The organism is Pedobacter sp. Leaf216 (assembly GCF_001421515.1).
In the GTDB taxonomy this organism is placed as follows: Bacteria; Bacteroidota; Bacteroidia; order Sphingobacteriales; family Sphingobacteriaceae; genus Pedobacter.
In genome coordinates this window covers 16,430-38,386 of record NZ_LMKM01000033.1, presented here as the reverse complement: position 1 = coordinate 38,386, position 21,957 = coordinate 16,430, and the positions used below count along the sequence as shown (strand labels likewise).

The 21,957-nt window shown below is 36.5% G+C and carries 19 protein-coding genes; 13 read left to right on the top strand and 6 right to left on the bottom strand.

Going from position 1 to position 21,957, the window contains the following annotated elements; genetic code table 11:
• Positions 1-13 precede the first annotated feature (13 nt).
• From ASE74_RS18495 to ASE74_RS18475, 5 genes are all read left to right on the top strand, one after another.
• Entirely contained in the window at positions 14-664 is a 651-nt protein-coding gene (locus ASE74_RS18495) for a hypothetical protein (protein WP_055912270.1), read from the top strand.
• Positions 665-935: 271 nt separating this feature from the next.
• On the top strand, positions 936-1,883 hold the full coding sequence (locus tag ASE74_RS18490; RefSeq protein WP_055912268.1) for a TIGR01212 family radical SAM protein: 948 nt from the start codon (positions 936-938) through the stop codon (positions 1,881-1,883).
• 345 nt (positions 1,884-2,228) lie between these two features.
• Positions 2,229-3,635 (top strand): ammonium transporter, encoded by a 1,407-nt coding sequence (locus ASE74_RS18485; protein ID WP_055912265.1) that lies wholly within the window; start codon positions 2,229-2,231, stop codon positions 3,633-3,635.
• 37 nt (positions 3,636-3,672) lie between these two features.
• Positions 3,673-4,692: a porin gene (locus tag ASE74_RS18480; protein WP_055912263.1), complete on the top strand. Its 1,020-nt coding sequence runs from the start codon at positions 3,673-3,675 to the stop codon at positions 4,690-4,692.
• Between the two features lie 92 nt (positions 4,693-4,784).
• The gene (locus ASE74_RS18475; RefSeq protein ID WP_055912261.1) at positions 4,785-5,363 is read left to right on the top strand and encodes a DUF4468 domain-containing protein; all 579 of its coding nucleotides are present in this window, start codon (positions 4,785-4,787) and stop codon (positions 5,361-5,363) included.
• Between the two features lie 10 nt (positions 5,364-5,373).
• Here ASE74_RS18475 and ASE74_RS18470 read toward each other — a convergent pair whose 3' ends face one another.
• On the bottom strand, positions 5,374-5,841 hold the full coding sequence (locus ASE74_RS18470; RefSeq protein WP_055912805.1) for an SRPBCC family protein: 468 nt from the start codon (positions 5,839-5,841) through the stop codon (positions 5,374-5,376).
• A 297-nt stretch (positions 5,842-6,138) separates the two neighbouring features.
• Positions 6,139-6,612 carry a ribonuclease H-like YkuK family protein gene (locus ASE74_RS18465; protein WP_055912259.1) on the bottom strand — a complete coding sequence of 158 codons (474 nt, stop codon included), beginning with the start codon at positions 6,610-6,612 and terminating at the stop codon, positions 6,139-6,141.
• A 214-nt stretch (positions 6,613-6,826) separates the two neighbouring features.
• Between ASE74_RS18465 and ASE74_RS18460 the strand changes: the two genes are divergently transcribed.
• From ASE74_RS18460 to ASE74_RS18435, 6 genes are all read left to right on the top strand, one after another.
• Positions 6,827-7,045 (top strand): hypothetical protein, encoded by a 219-nt coding sequence (locus tag ASE74_RS18460; protein ID WP_055912256.1) that lies wholly within the window; start codon positions 6,827-6,829, stop codon positions 7,043-7,045.
• Between the two features lie 49 nt (positions 7,046-7,094).
• Entirely contained in the window at positions 7,095-8,399 is a 1,305-nt protein-coding gene (locus ASE74_RS18455; protein WP_055912252.1) for a DEAD/DEAH box helicase, read from the top strand.
• 106 nt (positions 8,400-8,505) lie between these two features.
• On the top strand, positions 8,506-8,739 hold the full coding sequence (locus ASE74_RS18450; protein WP_029274124.1) for a DUF1456 family protein: 234 nt from the start codon (positions 8,506-8,508) through the stop codon (positions 8,737-8,739).
• A complete protein-coding gene (locus ASE74_RS18445) occupies positions 8,723-11,419 on the top strand; it encodes a TonB-dependent receptor (RefSeq protein ID WP_055912250.1) in 2,697 nt (898 codons plus the stop codon). The genes ASE74_RS18450 and ASE74_RS18445 overlap by 17 nt, the downstream gene beginning before the upstream one ends.
• A gap of 44 nt (positions 11,420-11,463) precedes the next feature.
• On the top strand, positions 11,464-12,201 hold the full coding sequence (locus tag ASE74_RS18440; RefSeq protein ID WP_055912248.1) for a GDSL-type esterase/lipase family protein: 738 nt from the start codon (positions 11,464-11,466) through the stop codon (positions 12,199-12,201).
• A gap of 84 nt (positions 12,202-12,285) precedes the next feature.
• Positions 12,286-12,588, top strand: a complete 303-nt coding sequence (locus ASE74_RS18435) for a hypothetical protein (RefSeq protein WP_055912245.1) — start codon at positions 12,286-12,288, stop codon at positions 12,586-12,588.
• Between the two features lie 30 nt (positions 12,589-12,618).
• On the opposite strand, the gene ettA is transcribed toward ASE74_RS18435, so the two are convergent.
• Together ettA and ASE74_RS18425 are read right to left on the bottom strand one after the other, a co-directional pair.
• Positions 12,619-14,298, bottom strand: a complete 1,680-nt coding sequence (gene ettA, locus ASE74_RS18430; RefSeq protein WP_055912243.1) for an energy-dependent translational throttle protein EttA — start codon at positions 14,296-14,298, stop codon at positions 12,619-12,621.
• 122 nt (positions 14,299-14,420) lie between these two features.
• On the bottom strand, positions 14,421-15,488 hold the full coding sequence (locus ASE74_RS18425; RefSeq protein ID WP_055912241.1) for an SDR family oxidoreductase: 1,068 nt from the start codon (positions 15,486-15,488) through the stop codon (positions 14,421-14,423).
• Between the two features lie 149 nt (positions 15,489-15,637).
• Here ASE74_RS18425 and ASE74_RS18420 point away from each other — a divergent pair, with 149 nt between their 5' ends.
• Complete coding sequence (locus tag ASE74_RS18420; protein ID WP_055912239.1) at positions 15,638-16,219, top strand: Crp/Fnr family transcriptional regulator; 582 nt, start codon at positions 15,638-15,640, stop codon at positions 16,217-16,219.
• A gap of 383 nt (positions 16,220-16,602) precedes the next feature.
• Here the strand turns inward: ASE74_RS18420 and ASE74_RS18415 are convergent, their stop codons facing one another.
• Together ASE74_RS18415 and ASE74_RS18410 are read right to left on the bottom strand one after the other, a co-directional pair.
• Entirely contained in the window at positions 16,603-18,132 is a 1,530-nt protein-coding gene (locus tag ASE74_RS18415; RefSeq protein WP_055912237.1) for a DUF4394 domain-containing protein, read from the bottom strand.
• A 179-nt stretch (positions 18,133-18,311) separates the two neighbouring features.
• Positions 18,312-18,620, bottom strand: a complete 309-nt coding sequence (locus tag ASE74_RS18410) for a hypothetical protein (protein WP_055912234.1) — start codon at positions 18,618-18,620, stop codon at positions 18,312-18,314.
• 756 nt (positions 18,621-19,376) lie between these two features.
• On the opposite strand from ASE74_RS18410, the gene ASE74_RS18405 reads away from it, so the two are divergent.
• Positions 19,377-21,929: an ATP-dependent Clp protease ATP-binding subunit gene (locus ASE74_RS18405; RefSeq protein WP_055912232.1), complete on the top strand. Its 2,553-nt coding sequence runs from the start codon at positions 19,377-19,379 to the stop codon at positions 21,927-21,929.
• The last annotated feature ends 28 nt before the right edge of the window (positions 21,930-21,957 follow it).

Genomic DNA, 21,957 nt, shown 5'->3' with positions numbered 1-21,957 from the left:
TTTCAATCTGTAAATGAATAAGCAAATCTCACAAGCAATTGGCTGGGCTGTAGGTGTATTAATCATATTTCCCATAATAATTTATGGGGTTAACTATCTTTTCAAAAAAAAAGATAATAATTCAAAAAATGCGATTCCTGTATATATAGATAATTGTGTAGAACTAAGGATTTTATTTCCTGAACAATTAGATTTCAGAGATACTCAGTATAAAACATCTTTATTATCTCCACAAGAGAGTATTTACAAAATTTTTTTTAGAGAAAAATCTATGAAAAAGTACTTAGAGATTACTTTTTTTAATTATCCTGATGATAAAGGACTTGCCTTTCCGACTTCTTTACGCGGCAAGAGAATAATAATAACAATCAATAAAGATGAACTAAATAGTAATCATTATGGTACTCCTAATAATCCAATACCTGTTTTCAGGGTAAGAGAAGACCTTCCTGATTCAATCAGTAAAGTCAGAGGTTCAGACGATGGATGGAATGTTGATATTACTGAAAATCAATTTAAATATAATGTAGAACAGTACTTAACTTACATTATGCCGAAAGAAGAATTTAAGGAACGTTTTGAGAAAGGTAATGAGGTGGTTAAAGAATATTGGTGGGGCTTTATTATGAAGTTCCCGATAAAAGGAATAGATTTTACAGCCTAATTGATGACGAGGGTAAATCTAAGTATAGCAACAAAGCCGAATTCAAAGTTTATATGACCAATTACAATATAAGGAATTACTCATCTTACATAAAAAGCAAAGCAGATTTCGAAAAGATGTTTGGTGAGCAGCCTGATAAATGAAAAATATAATTCAAAATTTATAGAACTAATCGTTACCAGCTACAAATTGTACGCCCAATCTCAAATCTTACATCTAATCTCTCAAATCTAACCCTGCGTATCGAACAAAAACCGTATTTTTGCAAATAATGGGAACACTAGTAGATTCAGGGATAAAGGGTTATAAAAATTATGGAACGCATTTACGCGAGAAGTATAAAGGGCAACGTGTATTTAAGGTTATAGTAGATGGCGGCTTTACCTGTCCTAACCGTGATGGAAGCAAGGGGTATGGTGGATGTACATATTGTAACGTAGATTCTTTTACACCTGAGCCTTCCCGTAAAAATCCTAATATCAAAGATCAGCTTGCCGAAGGCATGTTAAGGGCTAAAACTTCATATCGAGCTGATAAGTATATCGTTTATTTTCAGCCAAATACCAATACCTATGCGCCTGTACATTATTTAAAAATGATGTACGATGAAGCATTATCTATCAATACCGAAGATATTGTCGGTTTTGCAGTAGGTACACGTCCGGATTGTATCGATGCAGAAAAAGTAGCTCTATTAGAAAGCTATACTGATCGTTTTGATGTCGATTTAGAAATGGGCATGGAATCTATCTATGATGAAACCCTCGATCAGATAAACAGAGGCTGCAGTCATGGCGAATTTGTTGCAGCTGTAGAACTATTGAAAGATAGTAAACTCGATTTGTGTGTGCATACTATTTTTGGCTTCCCCTGGGAAACAAGAGAGCAGATGAGGGGTTATATTCATGAAATTAACCGGTTTCCTCAAATTAAGTTTGTAAAATTTCATCATCTTCATGTGGTAGAAGGTTCTATTATGGGGACAAAGTATAAAAAAGAGCCCTTTAAACTGTTTTCTCTTGAAGAATATACAGATTTACTTTGTGAGTTGATTCCGCTTTTACGTCCGGATATTGTAATTCAGCGACTTTTTGGCATTTCTGACTGGGATTTATTAATTGCACCCAATTGGGGACTTAATAAATCCGCAATTCAGACCTATATGGATAAAGAAATCGAAAAACGGGGGGTAATTCAAGGTTCTGCATATTTTTCTTAAAAAATTAAATTTTATAATAATTATTTTAAAAACTCATGAAATTTCATGGGTTTTTTCTTTTTGTAATCATTTTCAGGCTAATTTTTTATAAATTTTAGGTAAAATCATATAAAACATGGTTAATATGTGATTTTGTTTTTATTAAAAAGTTGCATTGAAATCTGTCTAAATTTTTATTATTTTTATTTTTGGAAGTCTTTTTTGCTTTGCTTTATAAAAATCATCTGTTTTTATTAAAATATTTCATTTTTATGGTGTAAAAATTACATTATGTCGTATTTTTAGAAAAATAAATAACCAAAAAATCGATTATTTAAACACTACTAACAAATTAAACTAAAAACTATGAGTAAATTCTCCTTTAAACAGTTTGCGCCCTTTGCGATATTAATGATCGTCGCAATTTTCGCTCTATTTATTCCACTTCTTCCAAATTTCGACGAAGGCAAGTATAGTGGGCCAGATATCGCATTCATATTAATCGCTTCTGCGCTTGTATTTTTAATGACACCAGGCCTTGCATTTTTCTATGGCGGTATGGTTCACCGTAAAAATGTATTGTCTACCATGATTAAAAGTGTTGTAGCGGCTGGAGTAATTACAGTTTTATGGACAGTTGTTGGTTTTAGTTTAGCTTTTGGTGATACCATTGGCGGTTTTATCGGAAATCCATCAACATTTCTGTTCTTTAAAGGTGTAAACTCAGGAGCACCACATTTACAAGGTGGAGCAGATTTAACTATTCCGCTTTCTTTATTTGCTGTGTTTCAATTAATGTTTGCCATTATTACACCAGGTTTGGTGGTTGGTGCCGTTGCAGAACGTATCCGTTTTACCTCGTATATCTTATTTATTGTTTTATTCGCAATCTTCGTTTATTCGCCATTGGCCCACTGGACATGGCATCCACAAGGTTTCCTGTTTAAAATGGGTGTTTTAGACTTTGCAGGAGGTACAGTAGTTCACATTTCTGCAGGTATGGCTGCTTTAGCTGGTGCATTGGTTTTGAAACGTAGAAAATCTCACCTGGAGCATAAAGAAGTTCCACCAGCAAATATTCCATATGTATTAATAGGTACTGGTTTACTATGGTTCGGTTGGTTCGGTTTTAATGCAGGTTCGGCATTAAGTGCAGGTAGTTTAGCTGTTTCAGCATTTTTAACTACAAACACTGCTGCAGGTGCTGCCGGTTTATCATGGATGTTTTTCGATGTAGCAAGAGGTAAAAAACCTTCAGTTTTAGGTTTCTGTATCGGTGCGGTAGTTGGTTTAGTGGCCATTACCCCTGGTGCTGGTTTTGTAAGTATTTCATCAAGTATATTCATTGGTGCCATTGCTGCGGTAATTTCAAACCTTGTGGTTTCTTGGAAACAAAAAACAAGTTTGGATGATACTTTGGATGTTTTCCCTTGCCATGGTGTTGGAGGTATTGTTGGTATGTTGTTAACTGGTGTTTTTGCAACCAAAACAGTGAATGCTGCTGGTGCTGATGGCTTGTTTTACGGTAACCCAACTTTCTTTATCACTCAATTAAAAGGTGCTGTAATAGTGATCTTGTTCAGTTTTGTGGTATCATTCGTGATTTTCAAATTGGTTAACCTTATCAATCCGATCAGGGTTTCTGAAGAAGAAGAAGAATTAGGACTTGATGCTTCTCAACATGATGAGAAATACTCTCAAGGTACATTGTTGGTTGAAGAAAAAGCCATCTATGTAGAAAGAAACAGTCCATTAACAGAATCAATTTCTTAAGGATTATATAATATCTAAACTCAAATCAAGCTCAAACATGAAGAAACTTTTAACCGCTATTTTCGCAATGGCCAGCGCTAGCTGTGCCATGGCACAGGAAACCACCACATCACCACTTGAGATTTCAGGGTCGGTTGATACCTATTTTAAGTATGATTTCGCGAAGAACCCAAAAAACATTACCACATCATTTGCGTCAGACCATAATTCGGTTTCACTGGGAATGATAGATATTGCGCTTAAGAAAAAAACGGGTAAAGCCTCATTTGTTGGAGAGCTCTCTTTCGGGCCAAGAGGTCAAACTCAATCCATTCCGGATGCTGCTGCAGGAGGCTCATCATTTCACATACAAAATTTATATGTGAATTATGATTTTACTGATCAGTTTTCAATGACTGCCGGATATATGGGCACGTTTATTGGTTACGAAGTGATTTCTCCGGTTGGAAATTTTAACTATTCTACATCATATCTGTTTACCAATGGTCCATTCCAAAATGCAGGTATTAAGGCTACTTATAAATTCTCTGATAAAGTAAGTTTAATGGCTGGGGTATTTAACGATTGGAATGTTTACAGCGCAAGCCGTGGTGTATCTGCTGTAGGTGGCCAGTTAATGGTAGCTCCGGTTGAAGGCTGGACAGCTTACCTAAACGTGTTATCTGGTGCGGGTGCAGGTGGTTATGGCACTATCGAAGATTTAACAACTTCTTACCAAATTACAGAAAAATTTAAGTTGGGATTAAATGCCGCAAACTATGATATTGACAATGATGGTGGCGGTTACGCAGGTGCTGCACTTTATCCTCAATATGCTGTTGCAGATGGTGTAACTTTAGGTTTAAGAGGCGAATATTTTAAGTATAAAGATGCAGGTCCGGTTCAGGGAGTAAAATATACTGCTGTAACTTTTACCGCCAACATTAAATCAGGTGGTTTAACTTTTATTCCAGAAGTGAGATTAGATCATAGTGGAGATAAACCCTTTTTTAACAAAAGTGGCGCTGCTGCACCAAATGCTGGTCAGTTCTCATTAGCAGCTGTTTATGCTTTTTAAGGAAATATATTTGTAATATTAAGCCGTCCTGTGGTAAAACCCGGACGGCTTTTTAATATCTTTAAACGCTGTTTGCCCATTAATCCATTCTGATGAAATACATTATTCTTGTTTTTTTTATTGCATTTTCAATTGATCTTTCTGCCCAGCAAAAACAATTTATAAAAGATGATAACGGTAAGTTTATTTACTATAAAGTTGTCGATTCGCAATTGCTGAGTAAAGATACCCTTGTTCAAAGGGCTAAATCTTTTATTAACCTTGCCAATAAAAAAACGATGGTGCAGCAAAGCATCACTGATTCTTCGGTGTTGGCTAAAGGAACTATAATTGTTGATAAGACCGTGTTGGTGATGGGCCATCCGAGTGGAGAAGTGAGCTATAATTTTGTGTTTGAAGCCCGTAATGGAAAATATAGATTTTGGTTAACCGATTTGTTGTTTATTCCATACCAGCGCGACCGTTATGGAAATTTTGTTGCCTCAACAAAAATAGGCACACCTTTAGAGCGCACGCCAGGTAAACTTAGTGCAGGCGCATGGAAAGATATTGTAAATAGTGCCTACAACAAAATAGAGAAATTTGGTGATGATTTTAAAAAATATTTAGCTACTAAAAGGGTAGAAAAAGCCAGCAAAAACACTGAAACCATTTCTACCAAAAAATGGTAATTTATAAAAGCTAAAACTTGCCAAATAACTCTTCAACTTTCTGATAACGGAATTTAAAAATTTCGTTTATTTTATTTTCAACAATTATTGCATTCGCAACTAAACCAAGTGGTCCCCAACCTACACTATAGTGTAAAGTATCGTGCATCAATACGCCACCATCTACTTTTTCGAAACGGTGCTGGTGATGCCAAAATGCAAAAGGGCCAAAACGCTGCTCATCTATAAAGTATTCTTTATCTTTAACATGCGTAATTTCAGTTACCCAATTTAATTTAATCCCGAATAATGGTGAAACCTTATAAGTGATAATCAGGCCAGGGTACATTTTAGTGTTGCGCATGTTTGGCGTGGTAACATCAAATGTCATATCCTTGGGTGTAATTTCTGCCAGGTTCATTGGCGATGAAAAAAAATCCCAGGCAGCATCCAAATCAATTGGAAGTTTTTGGGTAAATTCTAGTCTGTACGTTTTCAAGATCTTGTTTTGAGAATACAACAGCAAAGATGCTATTTTGTTGTATTTAACCGCAAAGAATGCAAAGAAAAAGCGCAAAGATCACGGAGTTGGGTACAAAGACATCATTCATCCCTATCGGAATGCAATGAAGGTCTATAAGCCACAGGAATCTATCAATAACCTGCTTACAGATTCTTGTCGATATTTGACATGAGGGCCTTTGGCTCCTGACCTCTAACCCCAAACTTATTGCCTAAAATGATCAGCTTTGAAAAATGTCTAGCATACCGACATAGAATTTGTCAAAGCTTTTCGCTAATGCACCATTTTATCCGCGCACGTAGAGCTGGCAAAAGCTTCTGGTTTAGCTTTAAAGATGAATCCCATACTTAAAATATAACCCATGGCATCGTTAAGTGCTTTGTTAGATTTAAATGATGGATTGGTGTTGATGTCTGCATGGACTTCTAAAGCCACATCATAAATATCGAGCAAATCGCAGATAGAATAGGCAGTTTCAATAGATTTCTGCACTTCCATTAACATTCTTTCTTTAATACTTACCTGTTGAGTGCTCTTTTCCTGATGGATGTACATAAAGCCACCATGATGTTCTCTTAACAATACAATTACGGTTGCAAAATCGGTTACAGTGCCTTTTACCTGCGAATCTGTACCGATGCAAACTTTAAGCTTATATCCGTTTTCACTTTCTCTGATAATCGCATTTTCTACTTCTTCGAGGATTGAAGATTGAATAATTTCACCACTAAATTTTTTCCACGTCATACAGTTGTGTTTTTGAGGTTAACGAATGGTAATCAGGTTTTTATAAAAATAGGTGCTATGAATTAAATATATGTTAAGTGTAGGTTGTTTATTTGCTAACAAAAAGTTAGTTATCAACAAGTTAGTTAAAATAGTTTGAATGCTATTATAATTTAATGAAACAAATCATAATTCGGCCCGTTAATATTTGTACATTCATTAAAAATTCTAAGTTATGAGAGCAGAATTAATTCAAGAACTTCAATTATTGCAAAATAGCAGGGCCAATAAATTTGCTGATGAACTGGCTGACAGTATTTTATCTTCGGTTGATGCTATTAATGAAAAAGTACAATCTTCAATGTCTAAACGTGGTAGCATGTTAATGCTTTTGGATAAAAGATTAAATTTTTCTACTCTTCGTAAACTCAGAAACAGATTTTTCAAACCATAATTTTCAGTCTCTTTTTGCCCTAAATGTAAATGATTACCTTTATGGCGGAATGATAGAAAATGCCTTAAAAAAACTAAATATTTCTGCACTTAATGAGATGCAGGAATCTTCTTTAAAATCAGCTAAAACTGGTAAAGATGTCATATTGATTGCACCCACCGGTTCAGGAAAAACATTAGCCTTTTTATTGCCCTTACTTTCCAACCTAAAAATGGGTGTTAAAGGTGTTCAGGCTTTGGTTTTAGTTCCTTCAAGGGAACTGGCGCTTCAAATTGAGCAGGTTTTTAAACAAATGGGTACTTCATTTAAAGTAAACTGCTGTTATGGTGGCCATGCTGTAAGGATTGAAAAAAATAATCTTGCACATCCTCCTGCCGTACTTATAGGAACGCCCGGAAGGATAGCTTACCATCTGGAACATCAGAATTTTGATGAATCATTTATCGAAACCTTGGTTTTAGATGAATTCGATAAATCGCTCGAGTTTGGCTTTGAGAAAGATATGTCCTATATCATTGGTTCCTTGCACTCGTTAACACAGCGAATGCTTACCTCAGCAACCAAAATGGAAGAAATTCCTCCATTTGTGAAACTAAATGCTGCGGTTGAAGTCGATTTTTCAAAAAATATAGAAGCTAAACCCGATTTAAAGCTTAAAAAAATTACTGCGCCTGCAGCCGATAAACTGGATTATCTTTTTAGGTTGTTGAGTAAAATTGGTGATAAAAATACTTTGGTTTTCTGCAACCATAGGGAAACTGTAGACCGCATCAGTGATTTACTTTTCGATAATGGTTTAGGGCACGATGTATTTCATGGTGGCATGGAGCAAATCGACCGTGAAAAAGCTTTGCTAAAATTTAGAAATGGCAGCCATAGGATTTTAATTACAACAGACCTCGCCGCTCGCGGTTTAGATATACCTGAAGTAGAACATATTGTGCATTACCAGTTACCTTATACAGAGGATGCGTACATTCACCGCAATGGCAGAACGGCACGTATGCATGCAAAAGGAACAGCATACGCCATTTTAACCACCGAAGAAAACTATAAATATTTACCTGATGATATTGAAGAAGAAATTTTATCAGATAAATATAAGTTGCCCGAAGCGAGTGACTGGGTAACTTTATATCTGGCCCACGGTAAGAAAGATAAAATTAACAAAATAGATATTGTTGGTTTATTTTTACAAAAAGGTAGTTTGGGAAAAGAGGATTTAGGCCTTATCGAAGTTAAAGATACCACCAGTTATGTGGCTGTTAAAAGGAATAAAGTGGAAAAATTGCTGAAAACATTAAGCGGAGAAAAAATTAAAGGGAAAAAACTTAAATTAGAAGTAGCGAGTTAGTTTGGTTCATAATCATGGGTTTATTGGTATTTTATACCTTTTACAACCTTAATATTAGCGCAATCAGTCACTCAATCCTTCAACAATTCAATCATTTATAAAAAGCATGAGCAATAACGATATATTAAAAAAATTAAGAGTAGCATTATCATTAAAAACAGAAGATATCATTACCATTTGCGATTTGGTAGGTTTTAAAGTAACCAAGGCAGAATTGGGAGATATTTTTAGAAATGAAGATCATGAAAATTTTAAACCTTGCGGCGATCAGATTTTGCGTAATTTTTTAAATGGTTTAGTAATTTATAAAAGAGGTCCGAGGGATGAGAAAAAGCAATAAAATATGCTTTTTAATATTTTTTATACTGATCACGCTCTCTTTTAACGCTCTCGCTCAGTCTCAGTTTAAAATTAGTGGCAATGTAATCGATTCTTTAAAAAAGCCCATTGAAGGTGTTAGTATCCGGTTAATTAACGATAAAGATACCCTGCGGTCTAATTCTGACTCCAGGGGTAATTTTACATTCCCAAAAGTTGGCCACAACAAATTTTACCTCAGTATTACTGCGCTGGGTTATAAGCCCTTTGCTTCTGTTTATGAATTTGAATCTTCAAAAAAAAGCATGGTTTTAGAACCCATTATTCTTAAAATGGAAACCATCCGGTTGGAAGATGTAGAAGTTAAAGTAAAGGTAGATCCCATTAAAATCAAAAAAGACACCATTGAATACAATGCTGGTGCCTACACGGTTAGGGAAAACGATAAAGTAGAAGATCTTTTAAAACAGCTTCAGGGCATTGAGGTAGATGATAAAGGTGCGGTTACTGCCATGGGAAAAAAAATGACCAAGCTGCGGGTTAATGGCGAAGATTTTTTTACAAGCAATGTTGAAGATTACATCAGGCAATTGCCGGCAGAGATTATTGCTAAACTTCAGGTGATAGATGATTATGGCGACGAAGCCAATTTTACGGGAATTAAAACGGGTACACCACAAAAAATGCTAAATCTTGTAACCAAACCTGGAATGGATAAAGGTGTTTTTGGAGGAGTAAACGTAAGTTCGGCAACAAATAATGCCCATAATTTAGGCGGAAACGGAAGCATCTGGAAAAAAACCAAACAGATAGGTTTTGGTGGCCGTTATGGAATTACCAATAACGAATTTGCCAAATTAAACAATGGTGGCCTTAACGGCAATATCAGGGATAAAATCTCGAAAGAATTTAGTATCAACGGAGGTTATAATTTCAGCAGCGGCATAAATAAATCCATACAAAGTAATTATCTGGAAACATTTAACCCACAAGGAACCATTTACGATTTGCGGGAGAGTGCCAACAGCTCAAACTCTTTAAATAATAATATTAACCTTGGTTTAAATGGGGCTACCAAAAAGAATTATTTCAATGTATCACTTGCCGGGGCTTTGGCAAATACCAGAAATGATGCGCTTACTACATCAAATAAAACAGGTTTTATAAAACAGGATCTCATTTCCAATACAGGTTCAAAAAATAGCAATCCAAATGTTAACGGAAGTATCAATTGGTCGCGCCGATTGGCTAACAATAAGCAATCTTTATCTTTAGGTTTTAATTTTGGTACCAGCGGCGGCAGTTCTAACAGCACCATCAACGATATTATCCGCTATTATAATGAAACCACCAATATTTTGGTTAAAGATTCGCTTTTAAACCGCTTGGTAGATAATAACACTTCAAACGCTAATTTTGGTGGCAACATTCAGTTTTCAAATTCATTAAAAAAAGCAAACGATAGTACAGGATATAGTTTTATTAATATGTCTTATCGTTTTTCAGTCAGCAGAAGTCGGAATTTGCAAACTACTACGGTAACCAATCCCTTTGGAAATAAATTTGTGGTAGATTCGCTTGGGCAGGATTACGTATCGAACTTTATTAACCAAAATTTTAGTATAGGTTACAATACCAATGCAAAGCGGATCAGTTATAATTTAGGACTTAATTTTTCGCCAAGTATCATTATTGGTAAATATCAGAATACCGGACAGGAGCTAAAAAATTATCAGCTAAATTTTTCGCCATCTGCCAATTTAAGTTATCAGATTAAAGAAAACGGAAATTTGAGTTTTGGTTATAATGGTTACACCAGTTCGCCCGATTTTAATAAGCTTCAACCCATCAGGAACAATAATGATGTGCAAAATCTTATTATTGGCAACCCTGATTTAAAGGCCACCTCGAGCCATACTGCCGATTTGAGCTATAACAGGTTTAGCCTGAAATCAGGATTGAGTATTATGGCAGGTTTATCTGGTAATTTTGCCTTTAATAGTGTAGTGAGCAATACCATTTTTCTGCGGGATACGCTAAATAGCCTGAAACAGCAAACTACATACGAAAACGTGAATGGCATTTACAATGTGGGTGGTAACTATTCATTTAATAAAAGGATGTTGGATAATAAACTTTCTTTATCCTTAAACGGGAATATTGCTTACAGTCGCAATGTTTTTTATACGGATAATGTGTTAAACCGCAGTAGTGGAATTAATATTTCAAACGGTTTCAGATTTAACTTAAATCAGAAGAAATATGTTTTTAACAGCAGTATTTCTTATAGTTTTAGCTCTAATACCTATTCTGTAATGAACCAGAACATTAAAAATGTACAAGTTTTGGCCTTAAGTGGGGGAGGTAGCTGGATTCCAAGCAAACGTTTCAGAATTAATGCATCGGCCTCTAAGAGTTTGAATTTTGGTTATAGTTTATATGCCGGAAACCCTTTACTGGTGAACATGGGATTAAACACCTCCTTTTTGAAAGGAAATAAACTCGTTTTCTCAATACAGGCGAATGATTTATTTAACCAGGGTTCACTTTTTAGTACCAGTATTAGCAATAATTCCATTTCCGAAAACAGAACACGTTTTATCAGTCGTTTTGTACAGGCCACATTGAGCTATAATTTGAGCCAGTTCGGTAATAAAAAAGGCCGTTCGGATGTAAATTTAAATGGAAATGAGATTTTTTAAACCAGAAATAATTAGTTTAGCGGTTCTGTACAATTCCATATCCCATGAAAAGAAAAATCATACTCTTTCTTTTATTAACCGCTACAACTAAATTATTTGCCCAGGATGCCAAAACAGATTCGCTAAATAATAAGCAGAAAAAAGAAAATTTTGCCGATGATTGGGCAGCTTTAACCAAATATCAAAAAGAGAATGAACTTTTGCCAGCCCCCTCAAGAAAGGAAAAAAGAGTTGTTTTTTTAGGAAGCTCAATTTTCGAATTCTGGAAGCAAAAGGACCCTGGATATTTCGAGAATAAGCCTTATTTGGATAGGGGAATAAGTGGGCAGATTTCGCCACAGTTATTGATCCGTTTCCGGCAGGATGTGATTAGCCTAAAACCTAAAGTGGTAATTATTTTAGCAGGTAGTAATGATATTGCAGGCAATACGGGCCATGTTACCATTGATAAAATTATGGATAATGTAAAGTCCATGGCAGAACTGGCCAGGTTACATCATATAAAAGTTGTGCTCTGTAAATATTTGCCAGTTTACGAGTATCCTTGGAATAAAAGTATTAAGGCAGCAGATCTTATTGTGGATTTAAACGAAAGAATTGTAGCCTATGCCAAAGAGAAAAATTATACGGTTTTAGATTATTGGACACCCTTGGTTGATGAACGAAAAGGACAACGTGCTGAGTTAACCGTTGATGGTGTTCACCCCAACCTTGCCGGTTATAAAATCATGGAAGGTGTAACGGAGCTTGCGATTAAAAAAGCTTTAAAGAACAGACACTAGGTTATAAACTAAGATGTTTTGATGTTGATATGAAAAATAAATGTAACAATTCATTTACCGATGGCTCTAAAAAGATATCCATAAATGGTGAATAAAGCAGAAATTACAACAAATAAAAAAATGGAAATGATCACCCTTGGTTTAGGGTTTTTATTCCTTTTATTGGTTTTAATTAATCAATCAACCAGATTTGAAACACAGCTTTTTTCGGCTAATTATGTTCCAGTCTTACTCAGCTTAAGTATGGTTTGCATGTTGATTAGTTTTTATTTTGGGATTAAACCAAAACTTAAAACCAAACACTTTTTTGCTTACGTTAATTATCGCCAATTATTAAGATTGGTAGGCTTTGCTGCTTTAGTTGTTTACGCCTGGGGCAATAACTAAAAAAGTCCCGGTTTTCGCCGGGACTTTGCTTTAATCTAATTTTTTATATCTGATCCGTTTTGGAGCAACATCGCCCAAACGTTTTTTGCGGTTTTCTTCATAATCTGAATAGTTACCTTCAAAGAAATAAACTTCAGAGTTGCCTTCGAAAGCCAGGATGTGCGTACAGATCCGATCCAGGAACCACCTGTCGTGACTGATAACTACGGCACAGCCACCAAAGTTTTCTAATGCCTCTTCCAACGCACGTAAAGTATTTACGTCGATATCATTGGTTGGCTCATCCAGCAGCAATACGTTTGCTCCCTTTTTAAGTGTAATGGCCAGGTGTACCCTGTTGCGCTCACCACCAGATAGTATCCCTACCTTTTTCTGTTGATCGCCACCATTAAAGTTGAATTTCGATACATAAGCACGTCCGTTAACCGCTTTAGTACCCAACTGGATATTGTCTAAGCCATCGGTAATATTTTCGTATACCGTTTTATCGGCATCCAGATCGTTGTGCATCTGATCTACATAACCCAATTCTACAGTTTCACCAACACGGAAAGTACCAGCATCAGCTTCTTCCTGTCCGGTAATTAAACGGAATAAAGTGGTTTTACCAGCACCGTTGGGGCCTATAATCCCGACAATACCTGCTGGAGGAAGTGAGAAATTCAAGTTATCGAACAATACCTTATCGCCATAAGTTTTGGTAACATTAGTAGCTTCGATTACCACATTACCCAAACGCGGCCCTGCAGGGATAAAAAGCTCTAATTTATCTTCTCTTTCTCTGCCATCTTCTGAGGCTAATTTATCGTAGTTGGCTAAACGGGCTTTAGATTTTGCATGACGTGCCTTAGGGGCCATACGTACCCATTCCAACTCACGCTCCAACGTTTTTTGGCGTTTGCTCTCTGTTTTTTCTTCCTGAGATAAACGTTTTGCTTTCTGATCTAACCAACTGCTGTAATTTCCTTTCCACGGAATACCTTCGCCACGGTCTAATTCTAAAATCCATCCGGCAACGTTATCTAAGAAATACCTATCGTGGGTAACGGCAATAACAGTTCCTTCGTAATTTTGTAAAAATTGCTCTAACCAATCAATACTTTCAGCATCCAAGTGGTTGGTAGGCTCATCCAAAAGTAACACATCAGGGTGTTGAAGCAACAAACGGCACATAGCCACTCGGCGGCGTTCACCACCTGATAATACACCGATTTTGGTTTCAGGATCCGGACAACGCAAAGCATCCATTGCCCTCTCCAATTTCGAATCGATTTCCCAGGCACCTAAAGCATCAATTTTATCCTGAAGCTCACCTTGTCTGGCCATCAGTTTATCCATGGCATCAGGATCAGAATAGTTTTCTTCCAAGCCAAAAGCTTCGTTTACTTCTTCATATTCTTTTAAAATAGCAGTTACTTCTGCCACACCTTCTTCAACCACTTCGCGCACTGTTTTCTCAGGATCTAAAATCGGCTCTTGTGCTAAATAACCCACCGAGTAACCTGGAGAGAAAACAACCTCACCTTGATAGGATTTATCTAAACCTGCAATGATTTTTAAAAGAGATGATTTACCCGAGCCGTTTAGACCGATAACACCAATTTTTGCACCGTAAAAGAAAGAAAGGTAAATATTTTTTAAAACCTGTTTTTGTGGAGGGTAAATTTTATTTACCCCGGCCATTGAAAAGATTATTTTCTCGTCTGACATATTATAGAATTATCGTGCAAAGATAGGGGTAAAAAATGGAAGAGGTAAAATGTTATCACAAATAAAGAAGCGCCTGCAATCATACACAATTGCAAGCGCTCCTTAATTTATTAATGGTTGTTTTAAGGAATTAATTTCGAAGCACGCAATTTTTCGAATAATTGAAAAAAGGATTCCTCGGTATCTTGAAATATGGTAAAACCCAGTTTTCTGCTTTTAGCCATATCAGTCATTACTTCAATTGGCCTGCCCAAATCAAGGTCTGTATGCCAGGCCGACGCCAGTCGGTTTAAATTCTCTTCTTTCAGATTATACTTTCTGGCAATCTGTTGCCAGGTAGCTGCATCATTAGCCAATTCTTGTTCAAGAGGCTGAATGTTGCCCTCAAATCCTGAAGATTCTACATTAAAATAGGCTGCTATCTGTTTCCATAATCTGCTCCAACGGAATACATCTCCATTAACAACATTAAAAGCTTCATTTTTGGCCGCATCGGTTGTTGATGCCCAAATTAAATGCTCCGCCAATACTTTCGCATCAGTTACATCTGAAAGTCCGTTCCATTGTGCTGCAGAACCTGGCCATTTAAAAATACGACCGGTTTCCTTACATATTGATGCATATAATGCTAAAGTAGTTCCAAGATTCATTGCGTTGCCTACAGCTTTACCAATAACTGTATGTGGACGGTGGATACTCCAGGTAAAACCATCACGTTCTGCTGCTGCATATACTTCATCTTCCTGTGAATAATAAAAGTTTTCCATTTCCAGCCTTGGATGTTCCTCTCTTAATGGCGTTTCGGGTAAGAATCCTTCTTTGGCATAGGCTTCAAACGGACCCAGGTAATGTTTTAACCCGGTAACCAATGCCACATGTTCAACTGATTTTTTTTCGGATAATACATCCAGCAGGTTACGTATCATCAAACTGTTAACCCGTATGTTTTCTGCCTCGGTATCATTACGCATCCAGGTGGTAATATAAATATGGGTCGGCCTTATTTCAGATAAGGATGATTTAAGGCTGTTAATGTCTAAAAGATCTGCTGCAACCGGCTTTAGGTTTTCAATTTCCTGATTAGGTGTTCTGGCCAGGCCATAAGTTTCCCAGCCTTTTGCAATCAGGCTTTCGGCTAAATTACTTCCTGCTATGCCACTTGCGCCAACTACTAATGCTATTTTATTCATGGTATTTTAATTTTACACAAAATTAAGGCACTTATAATTAACATAACTTGACCTGGATCAAATAATAGGCTTGATTCAGATCAATGAAGTTGTTCCACTTTCTTCCACCTGAAAATTTATCTTTGTGTGCAGTTAAAATAAATTCCAACATGATTGATGTACTTTTTAGCCATATCCAGGAAAAAGTTTCGCTTACTGACCATGATCGGGAAGTGATACAAACCTTTTTTGAAGCTAAAAGATTGAGGAAACGACAGTATTTGTTGCAGGCAGGAAATATTTGCAAGCACCTGGCATTTGTAGCGAAGGGCTTGTTACGTACTTATAATGTAGATGAAAAGGGCGATGAGCATATGAGTATTTTCGGCTGGGAAGGATGGTGGCTGTCTGATTTTAACAGTTTCTTAACTGGCGAACCAGCATTGTTTAACATTGATGCAATAGAAGAATCGGAACTGCTTTTGATTTCGAGAAATGATTATGATGCTTTAACGGTGGCTGCACCAATTATGGATCGTTATTTCCGAATACTTTACCAAAATAGCCTGGTTACTAAAGAACGTAGATTAATGAGTTCCATTACGCACAGTGCTGAAGAAAAATACGTCTTACTTATGGCCTCAAATCCAGAAATTATTAAACGGATACCCCAAAACCTGATCGCTTCTTATCTAGGAATCGCTCCGGAAACGCTTAGTCGCATCAAAAAAAATCTGGCCTCAAAAAAATGATGTCGATCAATGCAGCACCCTAAATTTAATGTTCAATAAGGCAGTTTAGTGCTTAATATGGTTGAAGCTGATAAAATAAGATCGGTTCCGGGTAAAATAAGCATCAACGAGGGTGAAATAGTATCAAAATGGCATATAGTCAACTATGATAGTTTGATCCTTCGATAATTATTTTATGTTTTATAGGAGATGATAGTATTTTAATCCCGTTTTAATGTAATTATCAAACTTTTTTCAAAAAAGGAACTATCCTATACAGCGAAAAGCAAATTTTATACTTTTAAAGTGCGGATTAATTCTTAGTAGATACCGTAAACATTAGTTAATGTAAAAAGCCTTTCAGGATTGAAAGGCTTTTACAATTTTTAACAGATTATGTTGTTTTATAAACCCAATCCCAGTGTGAAACCGCGTACGGCTGTAGCAATGGTAGCACCAGCTGTTGCAGCACCTGTAGTTAGGTTTACGCTATAAAGTTTTTGCACACCGCCAACAGTAAATATACCGTAAGCATTGCCGCTTGTACCACCAATATCAAAGCCACTGTTTGCTTCAATATTTACACCAAGTGGACCAACATCAACCAGTGCTCCGCTATTAGGTGGATCTTGTTTGTATAAGCGATCTGTTGTAGCATCAATATCAAACAATGCTGTAGATGAAGCACCCGCAAAGTTATTGGTATAGGCAGCACCAGAAATGGCTGCGGTACTTAATGTAATAGGCGTATCAACAATTAAAGTAGCATCAGTTGGTACAATTCTAAAATTTTGGCCATTGTTACCTACAATCCTAATGCGGTCGGCCATTGGGTTAAAATCGAATCCAATTTGTGTAGCTGTTAATAAAGTAGCCAACGGCCCTGTTCCAACCATGGCTGCCGCACCCGAAGATGCATTAATAGTGTAAATTCTACTTGTACTTCCTACGGCATAAAGCTGTCCGTTAACCGGGCGCATATCGATGCCTAAAATACTTTCACCTGTTTGTATGCCAGTTATTGCTTTTACCACAAGTGTTGGTGTTGCAGCGTTTGGATTAAATATAAGCAGTTCGTTATTGGTTGATACTGCATAGGCAACAGGCTCTGTAGGTATAGCAACGGCGGTAATCTGTTGGTCTACATTACTGATTTTTGAAGCTTTGCCCGAAGTAAGGTCGATCAGGTATAAACCCGATTTACCACTTACATTTAAAGCCGCAAGTGCTGCAGTTCCGTCAGGATTAATGTCAAAGCCGCCAATATCTTCAGCATCCAAACCAAGGCTGCCTACTTCAACAAGTTTTCCATCATTTGGTGGATCTTGTTTATGAAGTTTATCATTCGCAATGTCGATATCAAAAAGAACTGTTGAGCTTGCGCCAGCCTTATTTTGAGTATAAGCAACTGATGATACTTTGGCATTTGTAACACCGTTTACCACACCATCGGTTGCAGCCACCGTGCCAGTTTCAGGGTTTAAACGTAAATTCTGGCCAGATGAAGTAACCAAACGGATTCTATCTACAGTAGGATTAAAATCGAAACCTACTGAAGTTCCGCTTATTGCAGGTGTGAAAGGAGCCGTAGCAACAGATCTTGCAACGCCCGTTTTCTGATCGATTACATAAATGCGGCTACTGCTGCCTACACCATATAACTGACCTGTTGCAGGGCGAAAATCAATTCCTAAAATGGTTTCACCACTCTGTAAACCGGATATTGTGACTGAAGCAGTTGTTGAATTCGGATTTTTGGCATTGATCAATAACAGTTTGCCATCGGCAGTGAGGGCGTAAAAGTTAACATCAGGGCCAGGTGTGAGTACCTCTTGCTGAGGATCGTTATTGCGGTCTTTTTTACAGGCCGAAAATAAAATAGGGGTCATAATAGCCAACAATGCTACTAAGATTAAATGTTTGATTTTAATCATGGTTTTAATGTTTAATTAAGAAAAGTATTAGTAAAGGGATATATTAACGCAATGCGATTAACCTTTTCGAGATAAAAAGGCTTGTTATTCATTCGGAAGAGGAACTCTACCGACGATTTTAATTTTCAGGCTTGTTGTTCGCTATTAACAGGAACTCATTGCTGAAATTAAGTATTTAATTATTTTGGAGGATATTCCAATGTTTGGAGGTAACACTTAACAAGGTTGTAATTTCCAGAAAACAATCTTCTTTTTGAAGAAAAAATACTCAGAAATTCAATTTTTGTAAAATCGGTTTTCATCAGATCTTCTAATTTGACTTTATCTTCCAACTGATCATCATTTTGATTCGTATCCGATTTATCAGCATTTACTTTCGAAATTTCCACCGAAACTTTATAGATGGGCATGGCACTAATCGCAATCCGACCCGCAAATGCGAAAAAGAGAAGGGTTGCAATTAAAACTTTTTTGTAAAGTGGTGCCATTCCGGTGTTTGAGATTGTGCATATATACGGAGGTTAGCATCAACGGGTTTTTTGATAATAAGATAATAAAAAAGATTTTTGCTCTTATTTAACGCAAATTGGTTTAACTGAAAGATTATTTGATCTAAAATTTAGCTTTACTTAATGTATACGGCATTTAATAATACCTAAAGCGATAATCCATTTAAGTAAACTCATTATTGTAAAATGCCAGCCTTTTATTTCTTTGATTACTTAAAGAGGAAAACAATGCCAAAAGCTTAGAGATTGTCTTCGGAAACCTTCGCTGTTTCAAAACAAAAGCAACCTTTGCACAGTTAATTCCGTATAGATTTTATCGTATCGAATGCTGCAAAGGGAAAGGGTAGAGATAATTGTCTGGAGAATTTGTTAAATGATGTCACGTTCTTTTTGTTTTTCTGTCAAAACTTGTAAATTGCTTTAGTAAAAAGCAACAAATTGTCAGTTACTCAAATCGAAAAAATCCTTACAATAAACCGACAAAATGATAACTTATAAGGTAAGCGATTTAAAAAGCACCTTTTAAAACCTGTAAAACAGTTATTACGTAGATAGATATAGCGGAATTTATCTTTATCGAAACGATATTCTTACCGTAATTTTTAGGTTGGTGGATATGTATACTGCCTTTTATCCACCCGTATGGCGCAATTGTTGATAAAATAAACGAAATGGTACAGTCGCTTTTTATAATTTATTTTATAGTTTAGGGACGTAGCTGTTAAGAAAGGTATTATGGAAGCAAAATTTTCACCACAGGTTAAAGATGTAATCTCTTTTAGTAGGGAGGAAGCGCTCCGATTAGGGCATGATTACATTGGAACCGAGCATTTATTATTAGGCCTCATCCGCGAAGGCGATGGTATGGCTATAAAAATTTTACGATCGTTAGGAGTTGATACCGGTAAATTGCGCCGCTCAATTGAAGATGCCGTTCGCGGTACTTCGAGTGTTACAGTAAACTTAGGCAATATTCCATTAACTAAACAGGCAGAAAAAGTTTTAAAGATTACTTACTTAGAAGCTAAAATATTTAAAAGCGATTTAATTGGCACCGAACATTTATTGTTATCGGTTTTAAGAGATGATGATAACATTGCCTCTCAAATCTTATTACAATATGGTGTTACTTACGATGTTTTTAAACAGGAGGTTGAAGTGAATAAAAATGGATTCAGAGATGATATCTCAAACAGTGCTTCTACAGGAGGCGACGATGATTATCGCGAAGAAGAAAGCTTTAGTACACCTAAAAAGGTTTCGGATATAAAATCTAAAACACCGGTTTTAGATAACTTTGGTCGTGATTTAACAAAGGCTGCAGAAGAAGGTCGTTTAGACCCAATTGTTGGCCGCGAGAAAGAAATTGAGCGTGTATCGCAGATTTTATCCCGCAGAAAAAAGAACAATCCGATTTTAATCGGCGAGCCAGGTGTTGGTAAATCTGCAATTGCTGAAGGTTTAGCCTTACGCATTGTTCAACGTAAAGTTTCGCGTGTGCTTTTTGGCAAACGTGTAGTTACTTTAGATTTAGCATCATTAGTGGCCGGTACAAAATACCGTGGCCAGTTCGAAGAACGTATGAAAGCCGTGATGAACGAGCTTGAAAAATCGACAGATGTAATCTTGTTTATTGATGAGATTCACACGATTGTTGGTGCTGGTGGTGCATCGGGTTCTTTAGATGCATCAAATATGTTCAAGCCTGCTTTGGCAAGGGGCGAAATTCAATGTATCGGTGCCACAACTTTAGATGAATACCGTCAATATATTGAAAAGGATGGTGCTTTAGACCGTCGTTTCCAAAAAGTGATGGTAGAGCCTGCTACACCAGATGAAACCGTAGAAATTTTAACCCGTATTAAAGATAAGTATGAAGAACACCACGGTGTAACTTATACCGACGAGGCAATTTTAGCCTGCGTTACTTTAACATCACGTTATATTTCAGACCGTTTCTTACCAGATAAAGCTATTGATGCTTTAGATGAAGCTGGATCTCGTGTACACTTAACCAATATTCATGTTCCACAGAATATTATTGATATCGAAGCGAAAATCGAAGATATTAAGTTAGAGAAAAACAAAGTGGTACGCAGTCAGAAATATGAAGAAGCTGCAAAACTTCGCGATACAGAGAAAAATTTAATTGAAGAATTAGATAAAGCCAAAGCTGAGTGGGAAGCTGAAACCAAAACTAAACGTTACGAAGTATCAGAAGATAATGTAGCCGAGGTGGTTTCGATGATGACTGGTATTCCGGTACAACGTGTTGGCCAAACAGACAGTGCAAAACTGTTAAACATGTACGATAAAGTGGCTGAGAAAATTATCGGTCAGGATGATGCGATCAAGAAATTGACTAAAGCTATTCAACGTACGAGAGCAGGATTGAAAGATCCTAAAAAACCAATCGGTTCATTCATTTTCTTAGGCCCAACAGGTGTAGGTAAAACAGAATTGGCAAAAGAATTGGCCCGCTTCATGTTCGATAGTGATGATTCATTGATCCAGATCGACATGAGTGAATACATGGAGAAATTTGCAGTTTCACGTTTAGTAGGAGCGCCTCCGGGATATGTAGGCTATGAAGAAGGTGGACAGTTAACTGAAAAAGTTAGAAGAAAACCTTATGCCGTAATCTTATTGGATGAGATTGAAAAAGCGCACCCTGATGTATTTAATATCTTATTGCAGGTTTTGGATGAAGGCCAGTTGACTGATAGTTTAGGACGTAAAGTTGATTTTAGAAATACAATCATCATTATGACATCAAACATTGGTGCCCGTCAGCTAAAAGATTTCGGACAAGGTGTTGGTTTCTCTACAGCAGCAAAAACAAATCAAGCAGATTCTCACAGTCGTGGTGTAATTGAAAGTGCATTAAAACGTGCTTTTGCACCTGAGTTCTTAAACCGTGTTGATGATGTAGTTGTATTTAATAGTTTAGGTAAAGATGAAATCTTTAGAATTATTGATATTGAATTAAAAGCATTATTCGGCCGTGTTCATACCTTGGGTTATGAAATTGCCTTAACTGATAACGCTAAAGATTATATTGCTGATAAAGGTTTTGATAGTAATTTTGGTGCCCGCCCTTTAAAAAGAGCGATCCAGAAATATTTAGAAGATCCAATTGCTGAAGAAATCCTTAAAGGTGATTTAACCGAAGGAGATGTTTTAGAAATTGATTACGATAAAGCTACCGAACTGATTTCTATCAACCATAAAAAAGGTGAGAAGAAAAAAGAAGAACCGAAGCAAGAAGAAGATTCTTCTAGTAAATAAATAAGAAACTCCCGATGAAAATCGGGAG